Consider the following 23,319-nt stretch of genomic DNA (forward strand, 5'->3'; position numbering starts at 1 on the left):
CCATAACCTGCAAATATTGATGTATCATTTATCTAAACTATACCACAACTCCTGCGATTGAACATATCATAAGGATACTATTATCTTGCAAAAAGTGACATAACTATAAAATCACAAAAGGCTTCCATCCTCCTTTCTGAAGATGAAAGCCTCTATAACTCTTAACTTTCTGCTTAACTATTTTTCATTGTGCAGCAGTTTGTGTTCTTTGCCCTTAAGAAGCCCGCCATAAAGTGTCTGTATGATCGGATTCTGGTTAGACAGCTTGATCTGGGCCACTGTATCAATCTTGTACAATCCTTCAAGCCTTGCCTTCTTGGTGCGCGGCCCAATCGGCACTGGCTGCCCGCCGCCGATGATGCAGCCTCTCTTGCATGCCATGACTTCCACAAAATCATAGTACAGTTCTCCCGACTGGATCTTGCGCATCACCTCATCGGCACATCTCAGCCCGTTCACCACTGCGATCTTTACTTCCCGGTCGCCCAGTGTCACCGTTGCTTCCTTGATTCCGTCCACTCCCCGCACTCCGGTAAAACTGATATTCTCCAAGTCTTCCTGCCGGCTGCTGCCCACGAGGCGGCGCAGTACCGCTTCCGTCACGCCTCCGGTTACGCCAAAAATGGCTCCGGCTCCTGAGGATAGTCCGAAAGGCATATCCAGCGCCTCCGATGGCATCTCGTTAAGGTCAATCCCCGCTTCCTTTATCATCCGGGTGATCTCCGTAGTGGTCAGCACATAATCTACATCCTGCTCTCCATCGGTGAAATGCTCAGGCCTACGGATCTCCGCCTTCTTCGCCGTGCAGGGCATGATGGATACGACCATTGTCCTGCGGTGTTCCTCTGTATTCATGCGAGCTTCTTCTTTGAGCACCGCTCCGAACATCTGCTGCGGTGAACGGCAGGTAGATATATGCCTGCAAAGATCCGGATACTTATTCTCGCAGAACTTGACCCAGCCTGGGCAGCAGGAGGTAAACAGCGGAAGATTCTCCCCGGATTCCAAACGTTCCAGAAGTTCCTTGGATTCCTCCATAACGGTCAGGTCTGCCCCGAAGTTCGTATCATAGATCTCGTCAAACCCGATACGGCGCAGGGCTGCCGCCAGTTTTCCGATCGTATTCTCTCCCTTTGGTATGCCAAACTTATCTCCCACTGCCACACGGACTGCAGGAGCGATCTGTACTACCACGCGGATATTGGGATCTGCAATGGCTTCCCATACCGGATGGATGTTGTGCTTGATCGTGATCGCGCCGGTAGGACAGACGGCACGGCATTGCCCGCAGCCCACGCAGTCTGTCTGCGCCAGATCCTTATTGAATGCCGGCATGACCTGCATTCTGGAACCTCTGAAGGCAAAGTCCAGGATGCCAAGTCCCTGGATCTCGTCGCAGGTACGCACGCAGTCTCCACATAGAATACATTTATTCGGGTCGCGCACCACGCAGTCGGAACTTTCATCCAACGGCATCCTCGGCCTGTTATTTTCGAATCTTACATAGTTAACGCCCAGCTGCTGCGCCAGTTTCTGCAGGACGCAGGCTCCATTCACCCGACAGGTGGTACAATCCCTGCAATGGGACGCCAGCAGAAGTTCCAGGATCATTTTGCGGTGATGCTGAAGCCTAGGCGTATTGGTATAGATCACCATGCCATCCCTGGGCGTCTCGGAGCAGGAGGCAAATACCTTTCCTCTGTCATCTTCTACCACGCACATTCTGCATGCGCCATACGTAGACAGTTCTGAATGGTAGCAGAACGTAGGCAGATCAATCCCCGACTTGCGGATCACAGAAAGCACGTTCTTCTCATCTTCAAACGCGACTCTCCGATTGTTGATTGTCATATATTTCATGTCTCTTTCCTCCTATGCTTCTATATGGATCGCGCCGAACGCGCAGGCGCTCTCGCAGGCACCGCACTTGATGCATCTTGAATCGTCGATCACAAACGGCTCTTTGATCTTCCCGCTGATGGCGCCGGCCGGGCAGTTCCTTGCGCATTTGGAACAGCCTTTGCACCGCTCCGGGCTGATAACGAATCTTCGAAGGGCCGTACATACGTGGGCCGCGCATTTCTTATCCACCACATGCTCCAGATACTCGTCCCGGAACAGCTTAAGCGTACTCATAACCGGAAGGGCCGCGCTCTTTCCAAGTCCGCACAGCGCCGTATCGGTAATGGTTCTCGCCAGTTCATCCAGCGTATCCAGATCCTTTACTTCCCCATTCCCTTGTACGATCCGTTCCAGAATCTCCAGCATCCGCTTGGTTCCCTCCCGGCATGGTACACATTTTCCACAACTTTCATTCTGAGTAAAGTTCATGAAGAAACGGGCCACTTCTACCATGCAGGTATGATTGTCCATGACAACCAGCCCGCCGGAGCCAATCATGGCGCCCATTTTCTTAAGCGAGTCGAAGTCCAGCTGCACATCCAGGTGCTGGGTGATCAGACAGCCGCCGGAAGGGCCGCCGATCTGTACCGCCTTGAACTCGCCGTCTCCCTTGATACCTCCGCCAATATCATAGATAACCTCCCGAAGTGTCGTCCCCATCGGGACCTCGATAAGTCCGGTGTTCTTCACGCTTCCGGTAAGGGCAAATGCCTTGGTGCCAGGACTGTTCTCAGGCCCCAGCGTCTTGAACCAGTCCGCGCCTCTTGTGATGATCATCGGAACATTGGCAAACGTCTCCACGTTATTGAGTACCGTTGGCTTGCCAAACAATCCCTGCTCTACAGTACGGGGCGGCTTTACTCTTGGCATCCCCCGGTTTCCTTCTATGGACGCCGTAAGCGCGCTTCCCTCTCCACAGACGAACGCGCCTGCCCCACGGTTAATATGAAGCCGGAAAGAAAAGCCCGATCCGAGGATATTTTCTCCCAGAAGCCCTCTTTCTTCCGCCTGCTCGATGGCAAGCCTCAACCGGCTGATAGCCAGCGGATACTCGGCGCGGACATAGATATATCCTTCCTGCGCGCCCACCGCATAGGCCGCAATCATCATGCCTTCTATCATCTTATGAGGATCGCCTTCCATGATGCTTCGATCCATAAATGCGCCCGGATCCCCCTCATCGCCATTGCAGACCACGTACCTGGTCTTTTCCTTCTGCCTGGCTACCTGGCTCCACTTATATCCGGTCTGGAATCCGCCGCCTCCCCGGCCTCTTAGGTTGGAATCCAGCACCTCTTTCACGACCTCTTCCGGCTTCATCTCAAACAGCGCTTTGCTGATTGCTTCGTATCCGCCGTGGGCTATGTATTCTTCAATATGTTCCGCGTCTATGTGGCCACAGTTTTCCAGCACATGTCTGGTCTGCTTCTTATAAAAGGGAATCTCTTCCTGCCTCTGGTACTCAAGCCCGTCTTGCTTATACAGCAGATGCCTGATAATGTCTCCCCGTTTAATAGTCCGCTCATAGATTGCCTCGCAGTCTTCTACGGAAACCTTTGTATACAGGATCCCCATAGGCTCGATCCGCATCAGCGGACCCATTTCGCAGAAGCCATGGCAGCCGCTCTTTTTTACGTCCACCGTGCCATGGGCGATCTCCGCTCCAAATTCTATCTCCACGTCCTGGCTGTCTCCCGCCAGCTCGCACATCTTCTCATAGATCTGTCCTGATCCTCCGGCCAGACAGCCTGTACCCGCGCAAATCAAAATCCTGCATTTGCTTTTTTGGATGGTCTCTTTGGCATTCTCCCTGACCTGTCTCAGATTTTCTACGTTCTCTATCCTCTGCATGTCTACGCTCCTCTCAGTTCACGAATCAATTCGGCTGCCGCGTCCGGCGTCATGGCCGGGTATACTTTGTCATTCACCGTCAGGACCGGCGCCAGCCCGCAGGCTCCCAGACAGGAGACCGTCTCCAAAGTAAACAGCATATCGTCTGTCGTCACCTTTTCCTTGGAAAGCCCCAGCTCGCTGTAAAGACGCTCCAGGATTGGTATGGACTTCCTTACATGGCAGGCCGTCCCGTCACACACCTTGATCACATATTTCCCCTTGGGCTCAAACGAGAAGTTTTCATAGAATGTAGCCACACTGTACGCTTTTGCTTCCGTAATGCCAAGTTTTTTTGCCACATAGCCTAATAATTCCGGCGGCAGATACCGGTATTCGCTCTGGATATCCTGGATGATAGGGATTAAGGATGCCTGATCCAGGCCATGGGAAGCAATAACTTCGTCTGCCTTATCATAATAACTTTGTTCTAACATGTCCTCCTCCTTGTTAGTTAACTTTTTATCAATCTGCCCTTATTATATTGAAACTTTGTACAAAACGCAATAGATTTTTGTTATAGTTTTAACAATATTTGTTAACAATTTATGAACACGAAAAAAAATAGACCGGACTTTCCGGTCTATTTCACAAAAGTGTTGTTATTTCTCTAGTTCCACTCAATTCCTACTCCGGCTTCCACCGCCTTATCATAAATCGTCCTTGCGGCAACCAGATCCTGCGTAGCAACGCCAACCGTCTCAAACACGATGATTTCTTCCTCGTTTTCACGGCCGACCAGGTCTCCTTTGATTACGTTTCCAAGGTCTCCCGTGAAGTCCTCCTCCGTAATTGTTCCCTGCTCCAATGGGATCAGGATATCCCCTGACTCAGACAGTACCGCTTCTTTGGAGTCAAAGTAAATCTTGGATGCGCGGGTCAGGATTGCGGGATCCATCTCCTGCATATGCGGCTGGTATGCGCCGACACAGCTGATGGTAGCCCCTTCTTTTACCTTCGACGCGTCGAATACTGGTTTTGAAGACGGCGTAACCGTAATCAGCAGATCCGCGCCTTCCACGGCTTCATCGGATGTCTTTGCCGCGACAATCTTCGCTCCATAGGAGGCCAGTTCTTCCTGCATCCGATCTGCGAATTCCTTTGTCCTGTCGTAGTTCAGGTCGAATACCCTGACTTCCTTGATATCCCTGGCTGCAAGCATTGCCTCCAGCTGGGTGGCTGCCTGGCCGCCGGTTCCGATGAGCGCGCCGATTCTGGCATCTTTCCTTGCCAGCACATCGAATGCCGCTCCGGAAGCTGCTCCGGTCCGAAGCTGTGTTACATAGGTTCCGTCCAGCACTGCGATCACGATTCCGGTCTTTCCGTCAATCAGTAGTACCTGAGCCGGTGAAGACGGAATCCCGTTGTCTATATTATGTGGAAATATGTTGATGATCTTTAAGGAAGCCGTGTCCATTTCTTCTACATATGCAGGCATGAACAAGAAGCATCCCTCATGCTTTGGCGCCTGGATATTGGTGCGAAGCGGCGCATCGCATTTGCCTTCCACCACCAGCTGGAACGCCTTTTTATCTGCCTCGATGGCATCCTTCATTGTAAATACCTTCTTAATATCTTCTCTGCTAAGCAATAACATGGTTCATTTCCTCCTTCTTATTCAATACAGATAGCGTCATCTGTAAACGTTATCTTTGCGCCTGTCTTAAGTAATGCATAGTCCTCCTTGGATACGGTCCTAAGCGCAATGCTGCGGCCATACATCATCTGGCCGATCAGCGGCCCAAGGGCCAGCACCGGTTCTGCCTCGATACAGACCAAGGCAGCCGGGGCAGTCCCCACTTTCACCATCTCGATGAGCACCCCTGAGCCAGAGCAGGATCCCCTGTCATAAGGCAGGCAGAGCACTTTTCCGGTTACGTTCTCTCCACATAGGTCGTGATGAATATCCAGCACGGCTCCGCTGGCCACATCAACGCCTCCCCAGAAACTTAGCGGCTCCTGGGATACCAGCGCCTCAGCACTTGGATTTCCTTCTAATAATACTTTGAATTCTTTAATCTCCTTCATATCCTACACCTCCTCTGGAACCTTGCCGGTCACAGCTGCTTTCACACAGCCTTTCAAATCTGCCATCGTGATCTTCACGCTATTAATTGCAGGCGCATACTGCGCTGCTTTTCCAGAATTCGTTACAAAATGCTTTCCGGTCCACATTCCGTTGTATTCCATCTCCATTAGGCAGGAATCCCTTACCAGTACTGCGCCGGCAGCCTCCAGCACATCTACATATCCCGCTATTTTTGCAAGTTCGTATATCGGATGGCTGGTCTGGATCCAGAAGTCTGTGCCTTCGCAGACTTTCTTGCCCTCGATCTCCTTTGCAATCTGGCCAATCTCGTCTACGGATAGATGCGGGCAGCCGGTCAGAACCATATCTACCTGTTCTTTATCTCCGGTATTCAGTCGTCTTCTCATCTCGCGCATGCGATCCGGAGTTATCTTGATCGTCTCATAGTCCGTTGTTCCCTGAAATGCCGCCTCAAGCGTCGGCGCCTCCGGCGTAATGCCTACCACATGGAACAGCGACACTGCCCCGCCGGATGCTGCCGCTGCGGAAAAGGACTTCAGGTTATCCTGCGTGGTTCGCTGCGGAAGCCCTTTGATAACCGGCACGCGGTTGATCGCGATCTCCCCGGCCAGATATCCCAGCACGGCATAATCCACATTGTCCTGGAACCAGGCATCATCAAATCCTTCCAATTCAAAGAGCAATTCCCCTTTTCTGTTTTCATCCAGATATCTTCCATATTTTGGTACGCGTCCGGCAACTGCGCAGCAGACGTCCACCAGATCAGGAAGTCTCTCTGTCCTGGCGCCTACCACGGAGTTTACATAGTCGACTGCATTAGATTCCGACCAGGCCACGCTTTCTCCAAACATCGGCACATTAGTGCATTGGTACGGCGCGCAGGTCCAAGTCGGATTGACGCCCAGTTTCATATATGCGTTTTCCAGCCTGTCGCATTTTGCGGCAAATTCCTCTGAGGTTCCAAGGTTCCTCCAGTTTCGGCGGTCTACGGACATTGGGTTGATGGTTGTAGGCACTGCCACCCTGGCACCGTTTTCCACCAGGAACTCCACGAATTCCGTTCCGGCATCCCAGATCGTAGTATATGCCGCTGCGTCGATATGGGCGTTCTTGACTTCTATAAATTCCTCTGCTCCATAGAGTTCTCCCATCTTCACCAGGACTTCCATGGCACACTGGACGCCGCGGCCCATATCGCCTTTTAGCATGCGCTCTTCTTTTTCCGTCAGTTTCATTCTTAATCCCTCCTAGCAGGTATCATTATTACCCTTGTTTTTTCTTTAACGAAATAGTATCATATCTATAGAAATGTTAAAAGCGCATAATTATCATATGGAGGATGACAAAAAGTAATGGATACCAATATTCAAAAATACATGGCCTTTATTAAGACAATCGAATATGGAAGTTTTACCAAAGCTGCGGAAATGCTGAATTATTCCCAGTCTGGAATTAGCCGGATGATTGCTACTTTAGAAAAAGAATGGAACGTATCCTTGCTGGATAGAAGCCACTCGGGCGTACGCCTGACCTCGGATGGAATGATGCTTTATCAGACCGTACAGAGAATCTGCTCAGACTATGAGAATCTCCAGATGCAGATTGATGATTTGAACGGCCTTCATTCCGGCCTGATCCGTATCGGAACCTTTTCCAGCGTAGCTACATTCTGGCTTCCGAATATCATTGACGAATTTCAGAAAGATTATCCAAATATTGATTATGAAGTGAGTCTTGGAAGTTATGTGGAAATACAGGAATGGATATTTGAAGGGAAGATTGACTGCGGCTTTCTCCTGCTGCCTACGCATCCGGATCTGGAAGCCACATTTCTAGAAACAGACCAGCTGTTGCTGGTACTGCCGGAAGGGCATCCTCTGACCAGGTATGAGAAGGTTCCCATTGAGTTGATCAAAGAATATCCTTTCATGCTGTCTAAAGTAGGGGTCGACTCTGAAGTCGTTGAATTATTGCAAGAGTATAATCTGGAGCCGGATGTTCATCTGACTACCTGGGATGACTATGCGATCATGGCTATGGTGGAAAAAGGCCTGGGCATCGGAATTCTGTCCGGGCTAATCCTAAAGCGCTGCCCATTCCGCGTCGTATTAAAAGAATTTGAAGTACCGGCGTACCGCAGGATTGGCGTTGCTTACCGCAGCAAGAAAACCATGTCCCTTGCAACCAAGCACTTTTTACAATATCTGGAATTCAGAAAAGACAACTTGTAATCTAGCAAAAAGCCATCTTGCTGGTTTTAATAATCCAGCAAGATGGCTTCGCCATTATTCCCAGACCGTACCAATATTATTGGTTATGGCCTTATCATATATGCGTTTGGATGTCACCAGATCCTGTGCTCCAATGCCTACCGTTTTGTAAACAATAATCTCTTCGTCGTTTTCCCGGCCTGTCACATTTCCAAGAATCACATCGCCCAAATCCCCGGTAAAATCACTCTCCGTAATTATCCCATCTTTTAATGGAATCAATATATCTCCTGCCTCTGAAAGAACAGCCTCTTTGGAATCGAAATATATTTTAGCGGCTCTGCTAAGCACCTCCGGAGACATCTCCTGCATATTCGGAGCAAAGGAGCCCACGCAGCTTACCGTAGCTCCTGGCTTGACCATTTTGCCATCGAATACCGGCTTTAGCGACGGGGTGACCGTAATGAGCAGATCCGCATCTTTTACCGCCTCATCCGAAGATGCGGCCGGCACTAGTTTTACGTTATAAGATGCCAGTTTCTGGCTCATTGCCTCCACAAACGTTCTACATCGGTTCAAATCCATATCATAGATCCAGACTTCCTCTAATTGTCTTGCCACCAGCATAGCTTCCAATTGTGCAGCCGCCTGTCCTCCAGTCCCTATCATTGCACCTTTATAGCATTCCTTCTTCGCAAGCACGTCAAAAGCAGCACCTGAGGAAGCTCCTGTCCGAAGCTGCGTAACGCACAATCCATCCAGCATTGCTACAAACATCCCTGTATTTGCATCTGCCAGCAATACTTGCGTCGGCAAGGTCGGAATATTCTTGCCAATATTCATTGGAAAGTGATTGATGCATTTTACGCATTCACATTCCAATTCTGGCGCATAAGACGGCATCGTTAAAAACGTACCGCCACACTGGCTTTTAATCGCTGTTCTTAATGGAACTTCTATTTTATTTTGCGAGAACATTGTAAATGCGTCTTTTACAGCTTGGACAGTTTCTTTCATTGTAAACACTGATTCAATATCTTTCCTTGATAATAGCAGCATCATCTATCCTCCTTCTATTTCCCGATGTGGAATCCGTATTTTAAGCGATCTTCGGGGTCTATGAGGAATGTAGCAACACCTACAACATTCGCCGTACCGGTGATTACCGGAAGGACGGCCTCAAACTCGCCTACTTTTGTCTCTCCAACAAGCTCGCCTTTGAATATGCTTCCTATAAAACTTTCATTTATAAGGGATTCGCCAATCTCAAATTCTCCTCGTTTATGAAGTACAGCCATTTTTGCGCTTGTTCCTGTACCGCATGGCGATCTGTCTGCCTGATAATCGCCGAAGATGACGATATTCTTCATATCTGAATGATCTGTTTTTGTAGAATCATAGAATTCGCAAACAATGCTCCCTTCAATATCAGCAGTCGGATGCTTGATCTCAACTTCTCTATTTACTGCTTCCAGCATCTTGACTCCCAAATCAGCATATGTGCTATAATTCGATACATTAATCTCCAGCCCTACCTGCCTGGCATCTACCATCGTAAAGAAATCTCCTCCAAACGCAAGGTCGTACTGATATTCTTTTCCGTCAACCACTGTAGTCAGATTTTCCTTAAATACAAACGCAGGAACATTGTTTAACCGTACCTCCGCTGCACGGCCATTCACAATTTTAACCTTTGCAGTGACAATCCCTGCCCCTGTGTCAAAACGTATGTCCGTATATGGTTCTACTTTTTTCACCAATCCTGTCTCAACCAGATCTGTAGCAGCCGCAATTGTCCCATGACCGCACATATCGATGTATCCGTCTGGCGTCAGAAAGAAAATGCCATAGTCGGCTTCTTCATGCACAGGCTCTGTTAATATTGCGCCAAACATATCCCTATGACCTCGTGGTTCATCCATCAGCGCTGTTCTGATAAAATCATAATGATCCTGAAAATACTTTCTTTTCTCTATCATATCTTTGCCTGACAGATGAGGAATTCCATTGACCGCCAGCCGCAGCGCTTCCCCTTGCGTATGTGAATCAATGCATGTGATCTGATATTCAAAGTGTTCCTTTGCAATAACAGGCTCTAATTGAATTGCCATTTCTAACCCTCCTTAAAACTATGTTCTTTTACATCTTGTGCCACTGGCGCCACGTTCCCATGTCTGCATGGCGCCGCCTTCTTCCGGCGGACGGCACGTATGCGCGTAAATGTTAAGCATTCCCTTTTCTTCTTTCATAGGAGGGCGTTTCCAAACTGAAAGTCTTTGGTTAATCTCTTCTTCAGACAGTTTTAATTCAACCACCCCTTTTTCGATATCTACAAATATCTCGTCCCCGTCTTTTACAATTGCAATCGGTCCTCCCAAATATGCCTCCGGTGAGACGTGGCCAATAATCCCGCCATAATTGAAGCCAGAAAATCGTGCATCTGTAACCAGGCCGATACTCTTATGCAGACCTTTTCCCACCAGAATATCTGTAGTCAGCATGACTTCTTTCATCCCAGGAGCACCCACGCAGCCTTCATAACGAATCACAATGACATCTCCAGGTACCACCTCGTTACGTTCCACTGCCGCACAGGCATCCTGATCGCATTCATATACTTTCGCTTTTCCGGAAAAGACCATCATTTCTTCTGGAACGCCGGTAGGCCGCACAATTGCTCCGTTCGGCGAGAGATTACCATATAATACCTGAAGTCCAGGAATCGTTGAACATGGGTTGTCTAATGAGTGGATTATATCGTTAGGCTCTTCTTCCAGCCTGTCCAGGAATTCTCCCCAGGTGATTCCCGTAAGCATCTTTCCGGAAGTATATAGCCTGCTTTGCAGCATCTTCATTATTGCAGGAACGCCGCCGGCATAATGGCATTCATATACCGTATACGGGCCGCTTGGAATTACATTAAGCAAAAGCGGTATTTCCTTCGCATATTTTGCGAAATCGTCCAATGTTATAGTAACGCCTAGTTCATATGCATAGGTAAGAATATGTAAAATGGCATTTGTAGAGCCTGCAACAGCCGTGTCAAATATGATCGCGTTTAAAAGAGTTTCTTTCGTTATTAATTGCGAAGGCCTGATATCCTTTTTAACCAGTTCTACGATGTATGCGCCCGCTTCGGTAGATTTTCTTAATTTCATATTGTCGTCTGCGGGAATAATGGAAGTTCCCGGCATTACCAGATTCAGTACTTCGCCCAGCATCTGCATCGTACAGGCAGTCCCCATAGTAGGGCATGCGCCAAATGTCGGGCATACGTAGCCTTCCAGCGCAGACAGTTCGTCTTCCGGCGCCCCTGCCCTGACTGCACAGTCTAATGCAGACGCAGTCAGACGGCTTTGGTCTTTATAGCTTCCAGCACGCATTGAGCCGCCGGTGACCACAATCGTTGGGATATCCAGCCGCATCGCGGCAAGATAGGCGCCAGAAATAATCAAATCACATGTTGCAAGAATGATAAGTCCATCAAACTGATGCACATTTGTAACAAATTCAATTGACATGCATACAACATCTCTACCTGCCTGCTCATATTTTAATGTCTCATTTCCATTTGAATATTCGCCGCAGGTAGACGGAATTCCAAATTCAACCGGAATTCCGCCAGCTGCCCAAATTCCTTGTTTCACCTGTTCCGCCAGCTGTCTTAAATGTGCATGTCCCGGAGCAGCCGAGTTGTAAGCATTTGCCACTCCGATATGGGGTTTCTTCTTAATATCCTTATCGCAGTAGCCGCAAGTTTTCAGCATCATCCGCATATGGGTGGCGTTTACGCCATTCCAATAGGGTCTATTCTCATCATACATAAAATTCTTAATCTCCAATCTTTGTTCTACCAATATTAACCTACGTTGGCTTTTGCCACATTCTCCCTGGCAAAAGCCTGTTTGAGCATGGTTATGCCAGTATAAAAAGCAACCAGGATAACCAGCCATTGCAGCACGGATAACGGCAGCGAGGTTACCAGATATACCGCAATCAAAACTCCGACAACGCCTGCGGCAGTAAATGCAAACGCCGCATGATGGTGATACCTGTTAGACGCAAAGTATGGAAATGAGCCATTGCATACTCCCAGTGCTCCTAGTCCCATCATGATCGGGAACGCAACAGCTGGATTCATTCCAAGCATATATACCATGACCATTGTAGGCGCATAGTTTCCAATCCCAACCGTCAACAGCGCGGCTAATATGAATGAGCCAATGCATGCGATCACAAGTTTTATTCCATGAAGCCCGATTGCGTTGCCTCCAAGAGGCATCAAGCCGAATTTGCTCATCATCATCAACGCTCCAGCGCTCAAAAGTCCTACTCCCATTGTAATCCGCAGAGCCTTAACAGGCAATTTTGTGGCGACCTTTCCACCAATCAGCGCGCCTATAATTCCACAGCCATACATGCCGACCAGAGTCAGTATCTCGACTTCAACTTTTGTAAGAAACAAGAGCGCCTCTAGTATAACGGGAATTGCACAGCCGATAACCAGCGTTCCCGGAATCAGATCATCATCTACGGTTTTCGTCAATTTGTAGGTAGCAAGCGTCGGCGCCAGACTGCCAATTCCCAAGACGTCAAAAAAGTTTGCTATAAATCCCACCAGATAATATACTGCATATTGAAACGGCGTAACGCCTTTTTCCCGGTGCTTAATCATGCCATGAACAAGTCCGACCGCCTCGGTGCCGCCATATACTAAAAAAATACCTTTGATAACTGTTACTATCATAGTTTTCTCCTCTCATCCGCTCTATATTTTTGCGTGATAGACTTGTGGCAAAGGCTTGATGATTCCCGGCATGTCAGCTTCTACAATATGCTTTAACGCCTCTTTTACAATCTCTGTCTGCATTTTTGCATTATGCGGCTCTCCTGCATTTGCTCCCATAGGAACCTTCGGGGCTACTGCCCTAGGCGTCCCCTGCTGCCTGCATACCGGAGGAAGCGCGGCAATGATACAGGTAGGAATTCCAACAGCTTCAATCGCTCTCTGCACCAATACTGCAGAGCGGTGGCAGGTACCTCAGCCAGCCGTCATAAGAACGATATCGACTCCTTCCTCTTTAAACATCGCGGCGACCTCTGGTCCTATGGTATCCCGAAAAGTATCCTGGTCTCCCCCGCCTCCCATAAATCCAGCGTTTACTTCAGAAAATTCGCCGATATAGCCTTCTTCTGCCAATTCCATCATCCTCTGGTACGGCCACATAGCGTTGATATCCCTATTAACATCGGTGTGGTCATAGCCTCCGTGGGTAATCATAAGTTCCTCTGGCTTTACATCTCTTGGAATTCTTCTCCAAGTGCGGTCTCCAGCCAGCTTATATGGCTTCTGTGTCTTTAAGTGCACGCCACAGGCGCTTGCAAATCCAACCTTGCATTCATTGAGAGGCTTGGTCATCGGCGCCCAAACCGGCGGCGGTGTAATTGGTGTATAAATTTCCGAATACATATTTTCAACAGTAGTCAGTTTATATTTCATAATCTATCCGTCTCCTCCTTTTCGTACTGATCCTTTTTCATTTCAACAAAACTCATAAGCAATTTTACTTCATCCCCGATTTGGGGTTCTTTTTCGCAAATCAATGATTTGCGCGGCAATTTCAGAATTCCCATCCGGGCAGACAGCTGAACGATGAATTCCCCGTCATTCAATCCTGAAATCGTTCCTGTATAAGGCACCGCTTCATTTTTCACCCGTATTCCTCGAATAATCATCTGCAAACCTCCTGTGCAAGAGAAAGATTCTCTTCTATAAGCGATCCATTGTACTTCTTTGGAGCGGCATTAATCTTTACGCCTGCAATTTTATTCTTCATCATCGTAACCGCGCGCAATGCAGCCTCCGGCGTCATGGAATTCTTAGCAAGGATGTCTTCCACATTGCCATCTTCGGATACGCATAGATCAACCATAGAGTCCATATATTTATTTCCGACAACAAGCGCGCCCTGGACGCCACAATAAGATACACCCACAACCGGAATCCCAAGGGAGCCTATTTGCTCAATATGAGACGCAAAATCAATATGATTATTGCCGAATCCTTCCGTTGTCACGATACATCCATCAATATTCATCGCCTCTATGGTGGCTCCCACTCGTTTTGAAACGTAGAACTTTTCTTCATTTGCCTGCGGGCTTCCTACAAATAGAACGCCTAAGAAATTAACCTCTTCATCCTCCGCCAGTCTTTTCACGATAGGCTCTCTCCAATACAGCAGCGAAGCCTCCTTCGTATCCGGAGTAATGCATGTAAGGGCATGAATGCCTCCGTCACGGACTTCATTTGTTCTCAAGAATACCGGAACATTCCCCAGGTCAACATTTGGACGCCCGCCAAGGAAGCCGCAGGGCTCGTCTGGAAGTATCAGATTATCATGCATAGCTCCCTGCCCCATGATCTCCTTTACCAGAAGCACCCGTGGCTTATTGGGACGGTCGATTTCTTCGTAAAGCCGCTCTTTGTCTGCATCCTCAATCTCTTTTTCCTTAAGAACCTTCCTGATTTCCTGGGTCACGATATCCATCGCCTGATGACTGGCCAGTGGCCCTGGGCGTTCCATTCCCGTCCCCTTCTTAATCGTTACATCAACATGAACAATAAATGCATCCTTATCCGGCGCTCCCGGTCTTCCCCACCATACATTATCCTCGTAAATTCCATTGCTCACATTCGCTTCCGCAGTCTGTAGTCCATCCTCGTCCGTACCGGTAAGCAGCATATATACGCCTGTCATTTCAAACGTAGAGCCTTCTCCTAGTTCCCCCTCTTTTTTAACTGCAATCGGCTGCACATCCATCATGGTATTCACATATACATCCTGGTGATCAGGCGTAATGACATCCATATTGACATCTGCAATCAATTCATTACAGGCCAATGCCTCCTGAATGAGACTTTTGCGTACAACAAGCACTCCATTATCAAAGGATGTTTTGTCCCCTATTTTTACATCCTTTACCGGAAACGCATAATTTTTAAGAGTCCTGCGGACTCTATCCTGTGAATATTCTTCTGACTGTTCGCCTGCCGTATCGCCGTTTGATACATCTGCCCGGCCCAAAGCCGCAGAAGCAGTATTTTCTGCCGGTATCCCATACGTTGGCATTTCAATGTGAATATTCCTTCCCTCTTTGATATCAAGAATAATAGACATCGTTTATACCTCCTTTTTCATTTACCAGAAGCATAGCATCGAATTCCGGTTAAATAAATTAACAGACATTAATGGCAGTATTGAAATCTTTTATACATTCCTGAAACCCTGATTTTTCCGTCTTTATTTCCGAATGATATAATAATATCGAATGGGGATATAAATAATATTGATATATAAATAACAATATTATATTTAAATTTTCTATAGAATTGTTTAAAATGGAATTACCAGACAAGAATTGGATTCGAAACATAAATTTAAGAACAGGATAAAGAGAGGAGAATCCGAAGTGAGTAAATACGATATTATATTAGATGTCTTTCGAACAGGAAGTATATCAAAAACTGCACAAAGCAAAAATTATTCACAGCCTGCTGTAAGCCAGATCATATCATCCTTTGAAAAGGAAATAGGCTTTTCTGTTTTCAAAAGAGAGAAAAACGGACTATTTCCAACAAGGCAAGGAGCATTGCTATTCGACTCAATATTAAAGATTACACAAGAGGAAAATAAGATTCAAAAAATCGTACAGTCTTGCGCTTCCACAGATAGAGGCACCATTAAGATCGGTACTTTTGAGAGTATCAGTACGAATTGGCTTCCCACGATTCTGGAAATGTTTTCTATCGATCATCCCTCCGTCAATTATGAATTAGTTCACGGCACGTATGATACGATTCAAAAGGATATTGCCCTTGACCGAATAGACTGTGGCTTTACCACTTCGTTGCTTTCTGAAAAGAATCTTACATTCTGCCCTCTTTTGGATGATGAGTTTATGGTTGTTCTTCCCAGAGGACACGAATTATCCAAAAAAGCCGCAATACTGGCACAGGATCTTGCAGACTATCCCATGGTTATTTCTGCCGAAGGCTTAAACTACGACATTGGCAATATTTTAGATAATAGCCATATACGGCCTAACATCCGTATATTAAGTGGCGAAGATATGAGTTCTGTCCTGTTTGTAGAAAAGGGACTTGGCATCGGCATATTTCCACAGTTAATACTAAATGGCCTGAAGAAGGATATCAGCTGCCGTCCATTTGTAGAACATTATTCCAGAATAATTGGCATCGCTACACAGGATTCTCCTTACATCTCTCCTCTGACAAGAGACTTTATTAAAACAGTTCATAAATATATTCAAGAACGATATGGTAAAACTTACGTATTAGAAGATGATAGACAGTCTTTTTAAATCACCCTCTTAAAAAGAGAGTCCCTCGCACTTACGAGGAACTCTCTTTTTCAAATTCAGCATACGTTTATCAACGTCCTTTATCGATCCGTATTCACTTGTCTTTAACATCAACGTTTTAATCCTGTCCGCCTCTTCCCTGGTAATTGCCCCGCACTGCGCCATGCTGTATAGCACCTGGTCCGTGCGCCGTGACGCCATTTCTTTACTGGCATCCGGCGAGTAGATGGAAGGAGCCTTTGGAATGCCCGCAAGCATGGCTGACTCATATTCATTCAGTTTCCGCGGTTCTTTTCCAAAATACCCCAAGGATGCCTGATAGATTCCATAGTATCCACTGCCGAAGTATACTGTATTGGCATATAGTTCGAATATCTCATCCTTTGTATATCTTGATTCTATCTCTATGGCCGCAAAGACCTCCGCCACCTTTCGCTCGAACTTCTTATCCCTGGTAAACAGCAGATTCTTGGCAAACTGCTGGGTAATAGTGCTTCCGCCTTCTGCTAAGGACAGCGACCGGATATCCCTCCATGCAGCGCGTCCGATCGCAATCAGATCAATTCCTCCGTGATCTTCAAATCTGCGGTCCTCAATGGATATCGTCGCTTTTACATAGAATTGTGGAAGACTGTCGTAGTCAACATAATTCTCCTGACTGCGTATCTTTTCAATACGCTGGTCGATCGGCTCATCTGTTATGGCTTCCCGATACATTTCGTATCCTTTTATCCCAAAGAAGGCGCCGCTTCCCAGCAGCATGTAAATAAGGAACAACAGACAGCAGAAGATTTTCTTCTTTTTCTTCATAGCCACCCATTCCTTTCCATTTCATCAACCTAGAATCCATCATCAAAATGTTCATTTAAGTCATATCATCACGGAGCGTGTCAATAATATTCTCTTTCCTTATCTTGCTGACTGCATAAAGCATGGTAATAAATATTACTAAAAATACGCTGATTATACTGATTCCAATGCTTGCCCACGGCAGTACGAAACGGTGACTGTCTACCATCATTGTCTTACAGATCATCCAAGATGAAATGATCGCCACCGGAAGCCCGAAAAGCAGTGACCTAACGCCATAAAAGGCACACTCAAACCGCATCATTTTATTGAAATCCCGGTCGGACATTCCTACGGAGCGCAGCATGGCAAGTTCCCTCCGACGCAGCTTGATATTCGTCGAGATCGTATTGAACACATTGGCAATTGCGATCAGCGATATCATAATGATAAATGTATAGGAAAATACATTGGCAACAAAGATATAATTCCTGCCCTCCTCAAGAGCATCTGATGTGTTCATGAACGTATATGCAGAGGTCAGGGACGCCTCTTGAATTATGGTCTTCATCTCCTTCTCTGATTTGGGTGGATTCTCTGACTGGAAGGTCAATCCTTTCACTTTCAAGTCTGCCGGATTATCTGCAGGATACAGATACGCCTTCATAGACCAGGGCGCCAACACCTGGAAAGAGTAAGGCCTCTGCTCCGCGGCTCCCGCTATCGGAGGCGAATCCGGCGGTACGGTCTCGACGAATGTAACGCTTATGTTCTGGTTTTGTGCCTCCCCTGCTTCTGCGCTTGCCTTTGGCATGACGGCCAGATCCATAGAAGGACTTATAAACATATCCTTAAGATCCTTCACTCCTTCTGCCTTCTCATCATTCACCTTGCCAACAGCAATTATTTTCCCGCTCTCCCCGGCATATTCCTCTGTCGGCAAGCCCAGATCCTTTACAATCTTCAGATAAGCATTGTCGTCAAGAAACTGAATATCCATGGGCAGTTTCACCGTTTCATCCGAAGAGTGTCCTCCTGCGGCTTTCCAGTAATCTTCTGTAAGTTCGCCGGGACTGACTGTACACATATATTCTACGACGTCCTGATAGGAACTTTCGGTAACTCCTTCCGCAAGTTTCAGTTTATCATATAGGTTAAGCATGTCAGCATCATCCATGGCCTGGGTTCCAAATCCTAGGTCATAGCTGGTTACCACCTTTGCCTGTTTCGTCTCATGATTCATGCTTGTTACAAGGGCGCTGGTAGAGACAAACAGGACGATGCTCAATGCGAGAGACAAGACAATGCTCCTGTACCGTTTTTTATTCCTTTTAAAGTTCTTAAGCGCAAGCGTTCCTTCCAGGCCGCATATGCGCCTTGTCATTCTGGATATTCTTACAGCCTTTGCCTCTACTTTGATCTCGTTTGTCTGGCGGATACAATCCATCACCGGTGTTTTAGCTGCCTTTCTTGCCGGTATATAGGCCGAAATCAGAATCGTGATCATGCTGATTGCCGCTGCCCCTATGATTGCCAGAGCTGATATATCCATGGTTAGTGAAACGCCCGTATAAAAAATGCTGCTAAGTTTCTTAGTGATTCCTGAGATTATAAGCCCGATACTTGCCAGACCCAGACAGACGCCAGCAGGAATTCCCACCACGCCAATGCAAAGTCCTTCAAAAAGTACGGAATTGCGCAATTGTTTTGATGTGGCTCCCACGGAAGAGAGAATTCCAATCTGCCGCATGCGCTCATTCAAAGAGATGCTGAACGAGTTATATATCAGGAAGATGGAGCCCACCATGATAATCGCAATTACAATAACCCCAGCCGAATACAGCAGTGCATTGAATACCCGGTCGGATGGATCGTCCGATAGCCCCATAATGCGAAGTACATTATGGTTCAGGATGTATGCATGGCCATCTCCCGCGCTCTTTGCGAATGAGTGAATCTGCCGCGGATTCCAAAGTGACACAAACACGCTGAATTCTGCCCCTTGCATGCTTTCCTCATTTCTTGTGATCAGAGTATATCCCGGCGAAGAATCCTCTTCAAAGACGGGTGTCCTGCAGATTCCTACAACCGTATACTCTTTCTCCTCCTGAGGCGCGAATATCTCTGTCCCGGCTTTGTATGGATCACTCTGGCTCAGTTTTTTATCTCCTTCCAGACGGCTGCCCACGGCGAGAGATATCGTATCTCCCAATGCGTAAGAAGCGCCCCCTTCTGTTGTCGCTTTCCCGGACAGAAGAATCTCCCTGTCATTATCCGGCAGTCTGCCTGACACCAGCGTGACAGGCAGGGCATCGAAAGTCTTCTGACTGAATCCCGCAATAAAAAAATATGGCTTATTTGGATTCTCTCCGGCTTCACTCCTGGCATAGCCGATATTTTCAAAGGATACGGCCTTTTCCACTTTCTTGTCGCTGCTTATCTCTTTTTTAAAAGAGGAGTCCGCATCTAGATATGCGACCTGCCAGTCGCCATATTTACTGGCTGCTACTTCTGCCATATAGTTCATCAGCGAGACTCCAAAGGTAGTCACTGCCGTAATCATAGCAGCGGACAGAATTACACCGATAATCGTCACGATCGTACGTGTACGGTTCTTTTTTAGTCCTTGCATGGCAACCTTATTAAATATGTTCATTATCGTGCCACCTGCCTCTCATCCCGCACCACTTTGCCATCCGATATCCCGATGATGCGGTCTGCCTGTAAGGCGATATTCTCGTCATGCGTGACGAGTAGCAATGTCTGCCCATATTTTTTATTGCTTTCCTTCAGCAGCTTGATTATCTCATGTCCGTTCCGGCTGTCCAAGCTACCGGTCGGCTCATCGGCAAGCATAACCTGAGGCGCATTCATCAGGGCCCGCCCGATGGCGACCCGCTGCTGCTGGCCTCCTGAGAGCTGGTTAGGCAGATGATTCTTGCGTTCCTCCAGACCCAGCAGATTTAGCAGGTCTTTCAGCCGTTCCTTATTTACCTTCCTCTTATCCATAAGGATCGGCAGAGTCATGTTTTCCACCACATTCAGAGTCGGAATCAAATTGTGGAACTGATAGATCAGCCCAACCTGACGCCTGCGGAAAATTGCAAGTTTTTCATTATTCTGGGCGTACACGTCCTGCCCATTCAGATAGACTTTTCCGCTTGTGGGCACATCCACTCCCGCGATGATGTGAAGCAGCGTGGACTTGCCAGATCCGGAAGAGCCGATGATCGCGGTAAATTCTCCCTTCTCGATGGTAAGAGAGACTCCATCAAGCGCAGTGACTTGATTCTCCCCCTTCCCATAGACCTTATATAGATTTTCAACTTTTAAAAACTCCATTATGTGAGCCCCCTTTTTCATAAATGTTAATTTGAATTTACCCATATAATAGAACTCTCAACTTACTTTTCTGTGACTTTTAAGTGAGACATCCGTCACTTTCCGTTAAGAGATGCGTCATTTTATATAGAGATTAAAACAAAAAGCCCGTAAATACAAGGATTTACGAGCCTCTTTTGAATAAGTATAATCTACTGTAATACGGCACACGTTTCTTTTAGCGTCTCATAAAGTTCTTCTACCAGCACAGGTTTTCCGATATATCCATTCATTCCGGCCTTTCTTGCTGCTTCCACATCCTCCGCAAACACATTGGCAGTCATCGCAATGATTGGGATCTCATCTCCTTTGCACTTCTTCATACGCCGGATCTCACTGGACGCCTCATATCCATTCATGACTGGCATCTGGATATCCATCAGGATAGCACTATAATGCCCTCTTCCGGCTTCTTCGAATTTCTGGCAGGCCTCCTGCCCATTTACGGCAATCTCTACATCCGCGCCCAAGGCAAACAGCATTTCCTTTCCAATCTCCCTGTTGATCTCATTATCTTCCACAAGCAGGAAGCGTTTTCCGATGAGCGCGTCTTCCATATTTTCCGACTCGAAAGTCTTTTCTTTTGCCTCCTTCCGGGTTCTGTCCGGCGCTGTCTGCACTGTCTGGAATGCAATATCCAGGAAGAAAACGGTTCCCTTTCCAGGGGTACTTTCCACCCGGATTTCTCCTCCCATCGTGACAACAATACTTTTTGCGATCGCAAGCCCTAATCCGCTTCCTTCGACTCGGTTTACCGTAGAATCAATTTCCCGCTCAAACTCTCCGAAAATCTTCTCCAGATTTTCTTCTTCAATCCCGATTCCTGTATCTCTGACTTCCAGATGAAAAGCCGCTATGCCTTCCTCTTTCTGTGGGACTTCTTCTATTATAAAACGGATTGTCCCGCCATCTGGCGTGAATTTGTTAGCATTATTCAACAGATTAATGAGAACCTGGTTAAACCGCAGCATATCCCCCCGCACCAAGGAATGGGCGAGGCCTTTGTTTTCCACTTCGAATATCTGCTTTTTCGCCTTGCATAAAGGACGGATTATCTCATCGATCCGCTCAAGCGCCTCCTCGATCGAGAAATCATCTTCCACCAGCACCAGTCTTCCGCTCTCGATTTTAGACATATCCAGCACATCATTGATCAGGCTGAGCAGATGCTTTGCCGCCCCGGTAATGGTGCTCATATATTGACGCAGTTTTTCCGGCTTTTCCAGGCTTCTCTCAGCTAGCTGGGCCGTCCCGATTATAGCATTTAAAGGCGTGCGTATGTCATGGGACATATTTGCGAGGAATCTCCCCTTCGCCTGATTCGCTTCCTCCAATTTTCTTTGTATTCGCACTTTCTGCGTGACATCTTTGTTCATAATATACGCATATCTCTTATCCCCTGTCACGCTGTAAAAAATAATACATTCATACCAGTACATCTGGCTGTCCTCTGCCAGGCGATAGTCAAAGGATGGCAGCGTCTCTTCGTCCGACATCCTGGCCAGGTTATCCGGCGCGAGATATTCTGTCACCCGGCCTCGGTCATTTTTTTCCACCTTCCGGCAGAATTCCTGGAAACCTTCCATGTAACTTCCGCATTCAAATTCGTGGATATCTCCCGCCTCTTTCCTATAAATTTCCTGACGGCATTCCATCGTATCCAGATTCACGATGATTTGGAAACTATATTCTCTTACCGTAATTTCTGACAGGCGCTGTTCCTTTTCACGAACCTTTTTTTCCAATTTTTCCCGCATCTCTGCCATATGCTTTTTGTCTTTCTCCTTAATATAGAAAAACAAAGCGGCAAGGATCATTCCGCTCCCTAACAGATAAATGATGCGGAGCATCCATAAAAGTGTATTGGCTGCACCGTTCTGTTCAGCAAGTTTTTCGGAAGAGATCACCGTCATCATTTCCCAGGAATTGTTATATTCGCAGGGCATGATACAGATATAAACTGGACTGTTTCCTCCTTCCAGGAGAAAAATCTTGGTTTTCCCAGTCTCAACCGTTTGCTTGAAATCATCTGTCACCTGCGAGGAATTTCCTGCCTCCAGCAAAGAATGGTAGACGGAATCGTCTTCCAGAGAAATAAGTTCGGAAACAGGCCCCTTTATCACCCAGTTCCCATCGGTTCTGTTAAACAGGTAAGCCCGTCCATTTCCAGATTGAAATGCAAATAGTTCATCCGTATAATACTTCTGCATCTCTACTTCTACATAGACTGCCCCTATCTGCAGTTCTTCATCCAATACCGGCATTTCAAACATTGCCGTTTCGTATCCGTACTCATTGGAATATCCTTCTGATATCCACCTTTCTCCATTCGCCAATACGTGCTCCTGTACCGGAAGCATAGACGTCTCAAATGGATTGCCGTTTTCATCGATACCTATTCCATCTTTCCCCACAATGTACATATGGTTAAAGTCATTATAGTCGCAAAAAGAGGCCATTTTTCCTTCCATGCTCTGCCGGTCTTCACCTGCCAGCCCATCTGCGAAACGCTCAATCCTCCGTTCATCTTCCCTGACCCCATTATCTATCTGCCGTCGTATAATCTCTGTAGATCCGTACAGATAGTCATAAGAACTTTCTTCTAGATTTTCACTTATCTGTCCCGAAAGTACAAAAAACAAAATAAACACGAACGCAAGAACTGTGACCGCTCCCGCAAATAACAGCGCCCGTCTCCTCTTTCCCATTTATATC

The 23,319-nt window shown here is 47.1% G+C and carries 19 protein-coding genes; 2 read left to right on the top strand and 17 right to left on the bottom strand.

Features of this window, described 5'->3' with window-relative positions; genetic code table 11:
* Nucleotides 1-177 precede the first annotated feature (177 nt).
* The 6 genes from K0036_RS15005 to K0036_RS15030 form a co-directional block, all read right to left on the bottom strand.
* The gene (locus K0036_RS15005; protein WP_025642427.1) at nt 178-1,860 is read right to left on the bottom strand and encodes a [FeFe] hydrogenase, group A; all 1,683 of its coding nucleotides are present in this window, start codon (nt 1,858-1,860) and stop codon (nt 178-180) included.
* 12 nt (nt 1,861-1,872) lie between these two features.
* Nucleotides 1,873-3,753 carry an NADH-quinone oxidoreductase subunit NuoF gene (nuoF, locus tag K0036_RS15010; RefSeq protein WP_173694069.1) on the bottom strand — a complete coding sequence of 627 codons (1,881 nt, stop codon included), beginning with the start codon at nt 3,751-3,753 and terminating at the stop codon, nt 1,873-1,875.
* A gap of 2 nt (nt 3,754-3,755) precedes the next feature.
* Nucleotides 3,756-4,229, bottom strand: a complete 474-nt coding sequence (locus K0036_RS15015) for a complex I 24 kDa subunit family protein (protein ID WP_025642425.1) — start codon at nt 4,227-4,229, stop codon at nt 3,756-3,758.
* A gap of 173 nt (nt 4,230-4,402) precedes the next feature.
* A complete protein-coding gene (locus tag K0036_RS15020) occupies nt 4,403-5,389 on the bottom strand; it encodes an ornithine cyclodeaminase family protein (RefSeq protein WP_220430098.1) in 987 nt (328 codons plus the stop codon).
* A 17-nt stretch (nt 5,390-5,406) separates the two neighbouring features.
* Nucleotides 5,407-5,820 carry an aconitase X swivel domain-containing protein gene (locus K0036_RS15025; RefSeq protein ID WP_025642423.1) on the bottom strand — a complete coding sequence of 138 codons (414 nt, stop codon included), beginning with the start codon at nt 5,818-5,820 and terminating at the stop codon, nt 5,407-5,409.
* Between the two features lie 3 nt (nt 5,821-5,823).
* On the bottom strand, nt 5,824-7,077 hold the full coding sequence (locus K0036_RS15030; RefSeq protein ID WP_220430099.1) for an aconitase X: 1,254 nt from the start codon (nt 7,075-7,077) through the stop codon (nt 5,824-5,826).
* Nucleotides 7,078-7,194: 117 nt separating this feature from the next.
* Here K0036_RS15030 and K0036_RS15035 point away from each other — a divergent pair, with 117 nt between their 5' ends.
* Nucleotides 7,195-8,073, top strand: coding sequence for a LysR family transcriptional regulator (locus K0036_RS15035; RefSeq protein ID WP_025642421.1), 879 nt, complete (start codon nt 7,195-7,197; stop codon nt 8,071-8,073).
* Between the two features lie 54 nt (nt 8,074-8,127).
* Here K0036_RS15035 and K0036_RS15040 read toward each other — a convergent pair whose 3' ends face one another.
* From K0036_RS15040 to K0036_RS15070, 7 genes are read right to left on the bottom strand one after another with little or no spacing between them, the layout of a single operon-like run.
* Nucleotides 8,128-9,114, bottom strand: coding sequence for an ornithine cyclodeaminase family protein (locus K0036_RS15040; protein ID WP_310593060.1), 987 nt, complete (start codon nt 9,112-9,114; stop codon nt 8,128-8,130).
* Between the two features lie 11 nt (nt 9,115-9,125).
* Entirely contained in the window at nt 9,126-10,163 is a 1,038-nt protein-coding gene (locus K0036_RS15045; RefSeq protein ID WP_155857617.1) for a proline racemase family protein, read from the bottom strand.
* An 18-nt stretch (nt 10,164-10,181) separates the two neighbouring features.
* Complete coding sequence (gene ilvD / locus K0036_RS15050; RefSeq protein WP_173694073.1) at nt 10,182-11,876, bottom strand: dihydroxy-acid dehydratase; 1,695 nt, start codon at nt 11,874-11,876, stop codon at nt 10,182-10,184.
* 35 nt (nt 11,877-11,911) lie between these two features.
* Nucleotides 11,912-12,799, bottom strand: coding sequence for a sulfite exporter TauE/SafE family protein (locus K0036_RS15055; protein WP_173694074.1), 888 nt, complete (start codon nt 12,797-12,799; stop codon nt 11,912-11,914).
* A 21-nt stretch (nt 12,800-12,820) separates the two neighbouring features.
* On the bottom strand, nt 12,821-13,552 hold the full coding sequence (gene prdB / locus K0036_RS15060; protein ID WP_081724518.1) for a D-proline reductase (dithiol) protein PrdB: 732 nt from the start codon (nt 13,550-13,552) through the stop codon (nt 12,821-12,823).
* Nucleotides 13,549-13,788, bottom strand: coding sequence for a CBO2463/CBO2479 domain-containing protein (locus K0036_RS15065; RefSeq protein WP_025642408.1), 240 nt, complete (start codon nt 13,786-13,788; stop codon nt 13,549-13,551). Before K0036_RS15065 ends, prdB begins: the two co-directional genes overlap by 4 nt.
* Nucleotides 13,785-15,230 (bottom strand): glycine/sarcosine/betaine reductase component B subunit, encoded by a 1,446-nt coding sequence (locus K0036_RS15070; RefSeq protein ID WP_220430100.1) that lies wholly within the window; start codon nt 15,228-15,230, stop codon nt 13,785-13,787. The genes K0036_RS15065 and K0036_RS15070 overlap by 4 nt, the downstream gene beginning before the upstream one ends.
* Before the next feature lie 292 nt (nt 15,231-15,522).
* Here K0036_RS15070 and K0036_RS15075 point away from each other — a divergent pair, with 292 nt between their 5' ends.
* Nucleotides 15,523-16,434, top strand: coding sequence for a LysR family transcriptional regulator (locus K0036_RS15075; protein ID WP_025642404.1), 912 nt, complete (start codon nt 15,523-15,525; stop codon nt 16,432-16,434).
* Nucleotides 16,435-16,443: 9 nt separating this feature from the next.
* Here the strand turns inward: K0036_RS15075 and K0036_RS15080 are convergent, their stop codons facing one another.
* The 4 genes from K0036_RS15080 to K0036_RS15095 form a co-directional block, all read right to left on the bottom strand.
* Complete coding sequence (locus K0036_RS15080; protein ID WP_220430101.1) at nt 16,444-17,244, bottom strand: transglycosylase domain-containing protein; 801 nt, start codon at nt 17,242-17,244, stop codon at nt 16,444-16,446.
* A 55-nt stretch (nt 17,245-17,299) separates the two neighbouring features.
* Nucleotides 17,300-19,879, bottom strand: coding sequence for an ABC transporter permease (locus K0036_RS15085; protein WP_220430102.1), 2,580 nt, complete (start codon nt 19,877-19,879; stop codon nt 17,300-17,302).
* Complete coding sequence (locus K0036_RS15090) at nt 19,879-20,565, bottom strand: ABC transporter ATP-binding protein (protein WP_025642382.1); 687 nt, start codon at nt 20,563-20,565, stop codon at nt 19,879-19,881. The genes K0036_RS15085 and K0036_RS15090 overlap by 1 nt, the downstream gene beginning before the upstream one ends.
* 191 nt (nt 20,566-20,756) lie before the next feature.
* Nucleotides 20,757-23,312: an ATP-binding protein gene (locus K0036_RS15095; protein WP_220430103.1), complete on the bottom strand. Its 2,556-nt coding sequence runs from the start codon at nt 23,310-23,312 to the stop codon at nt 20,757-20,759.
* Nucleotides 23,313-23,319: the final 7 nt, after the last annotated feature.

It is taken from the genome of [Clostridium] scindens (genome assembly GCF_019597925.1).
Classification (GTDB): Bacteria; Bacillota; Clostridia; order Lachnospirales; family Lachnospiraceae; genus Clostridium_AP.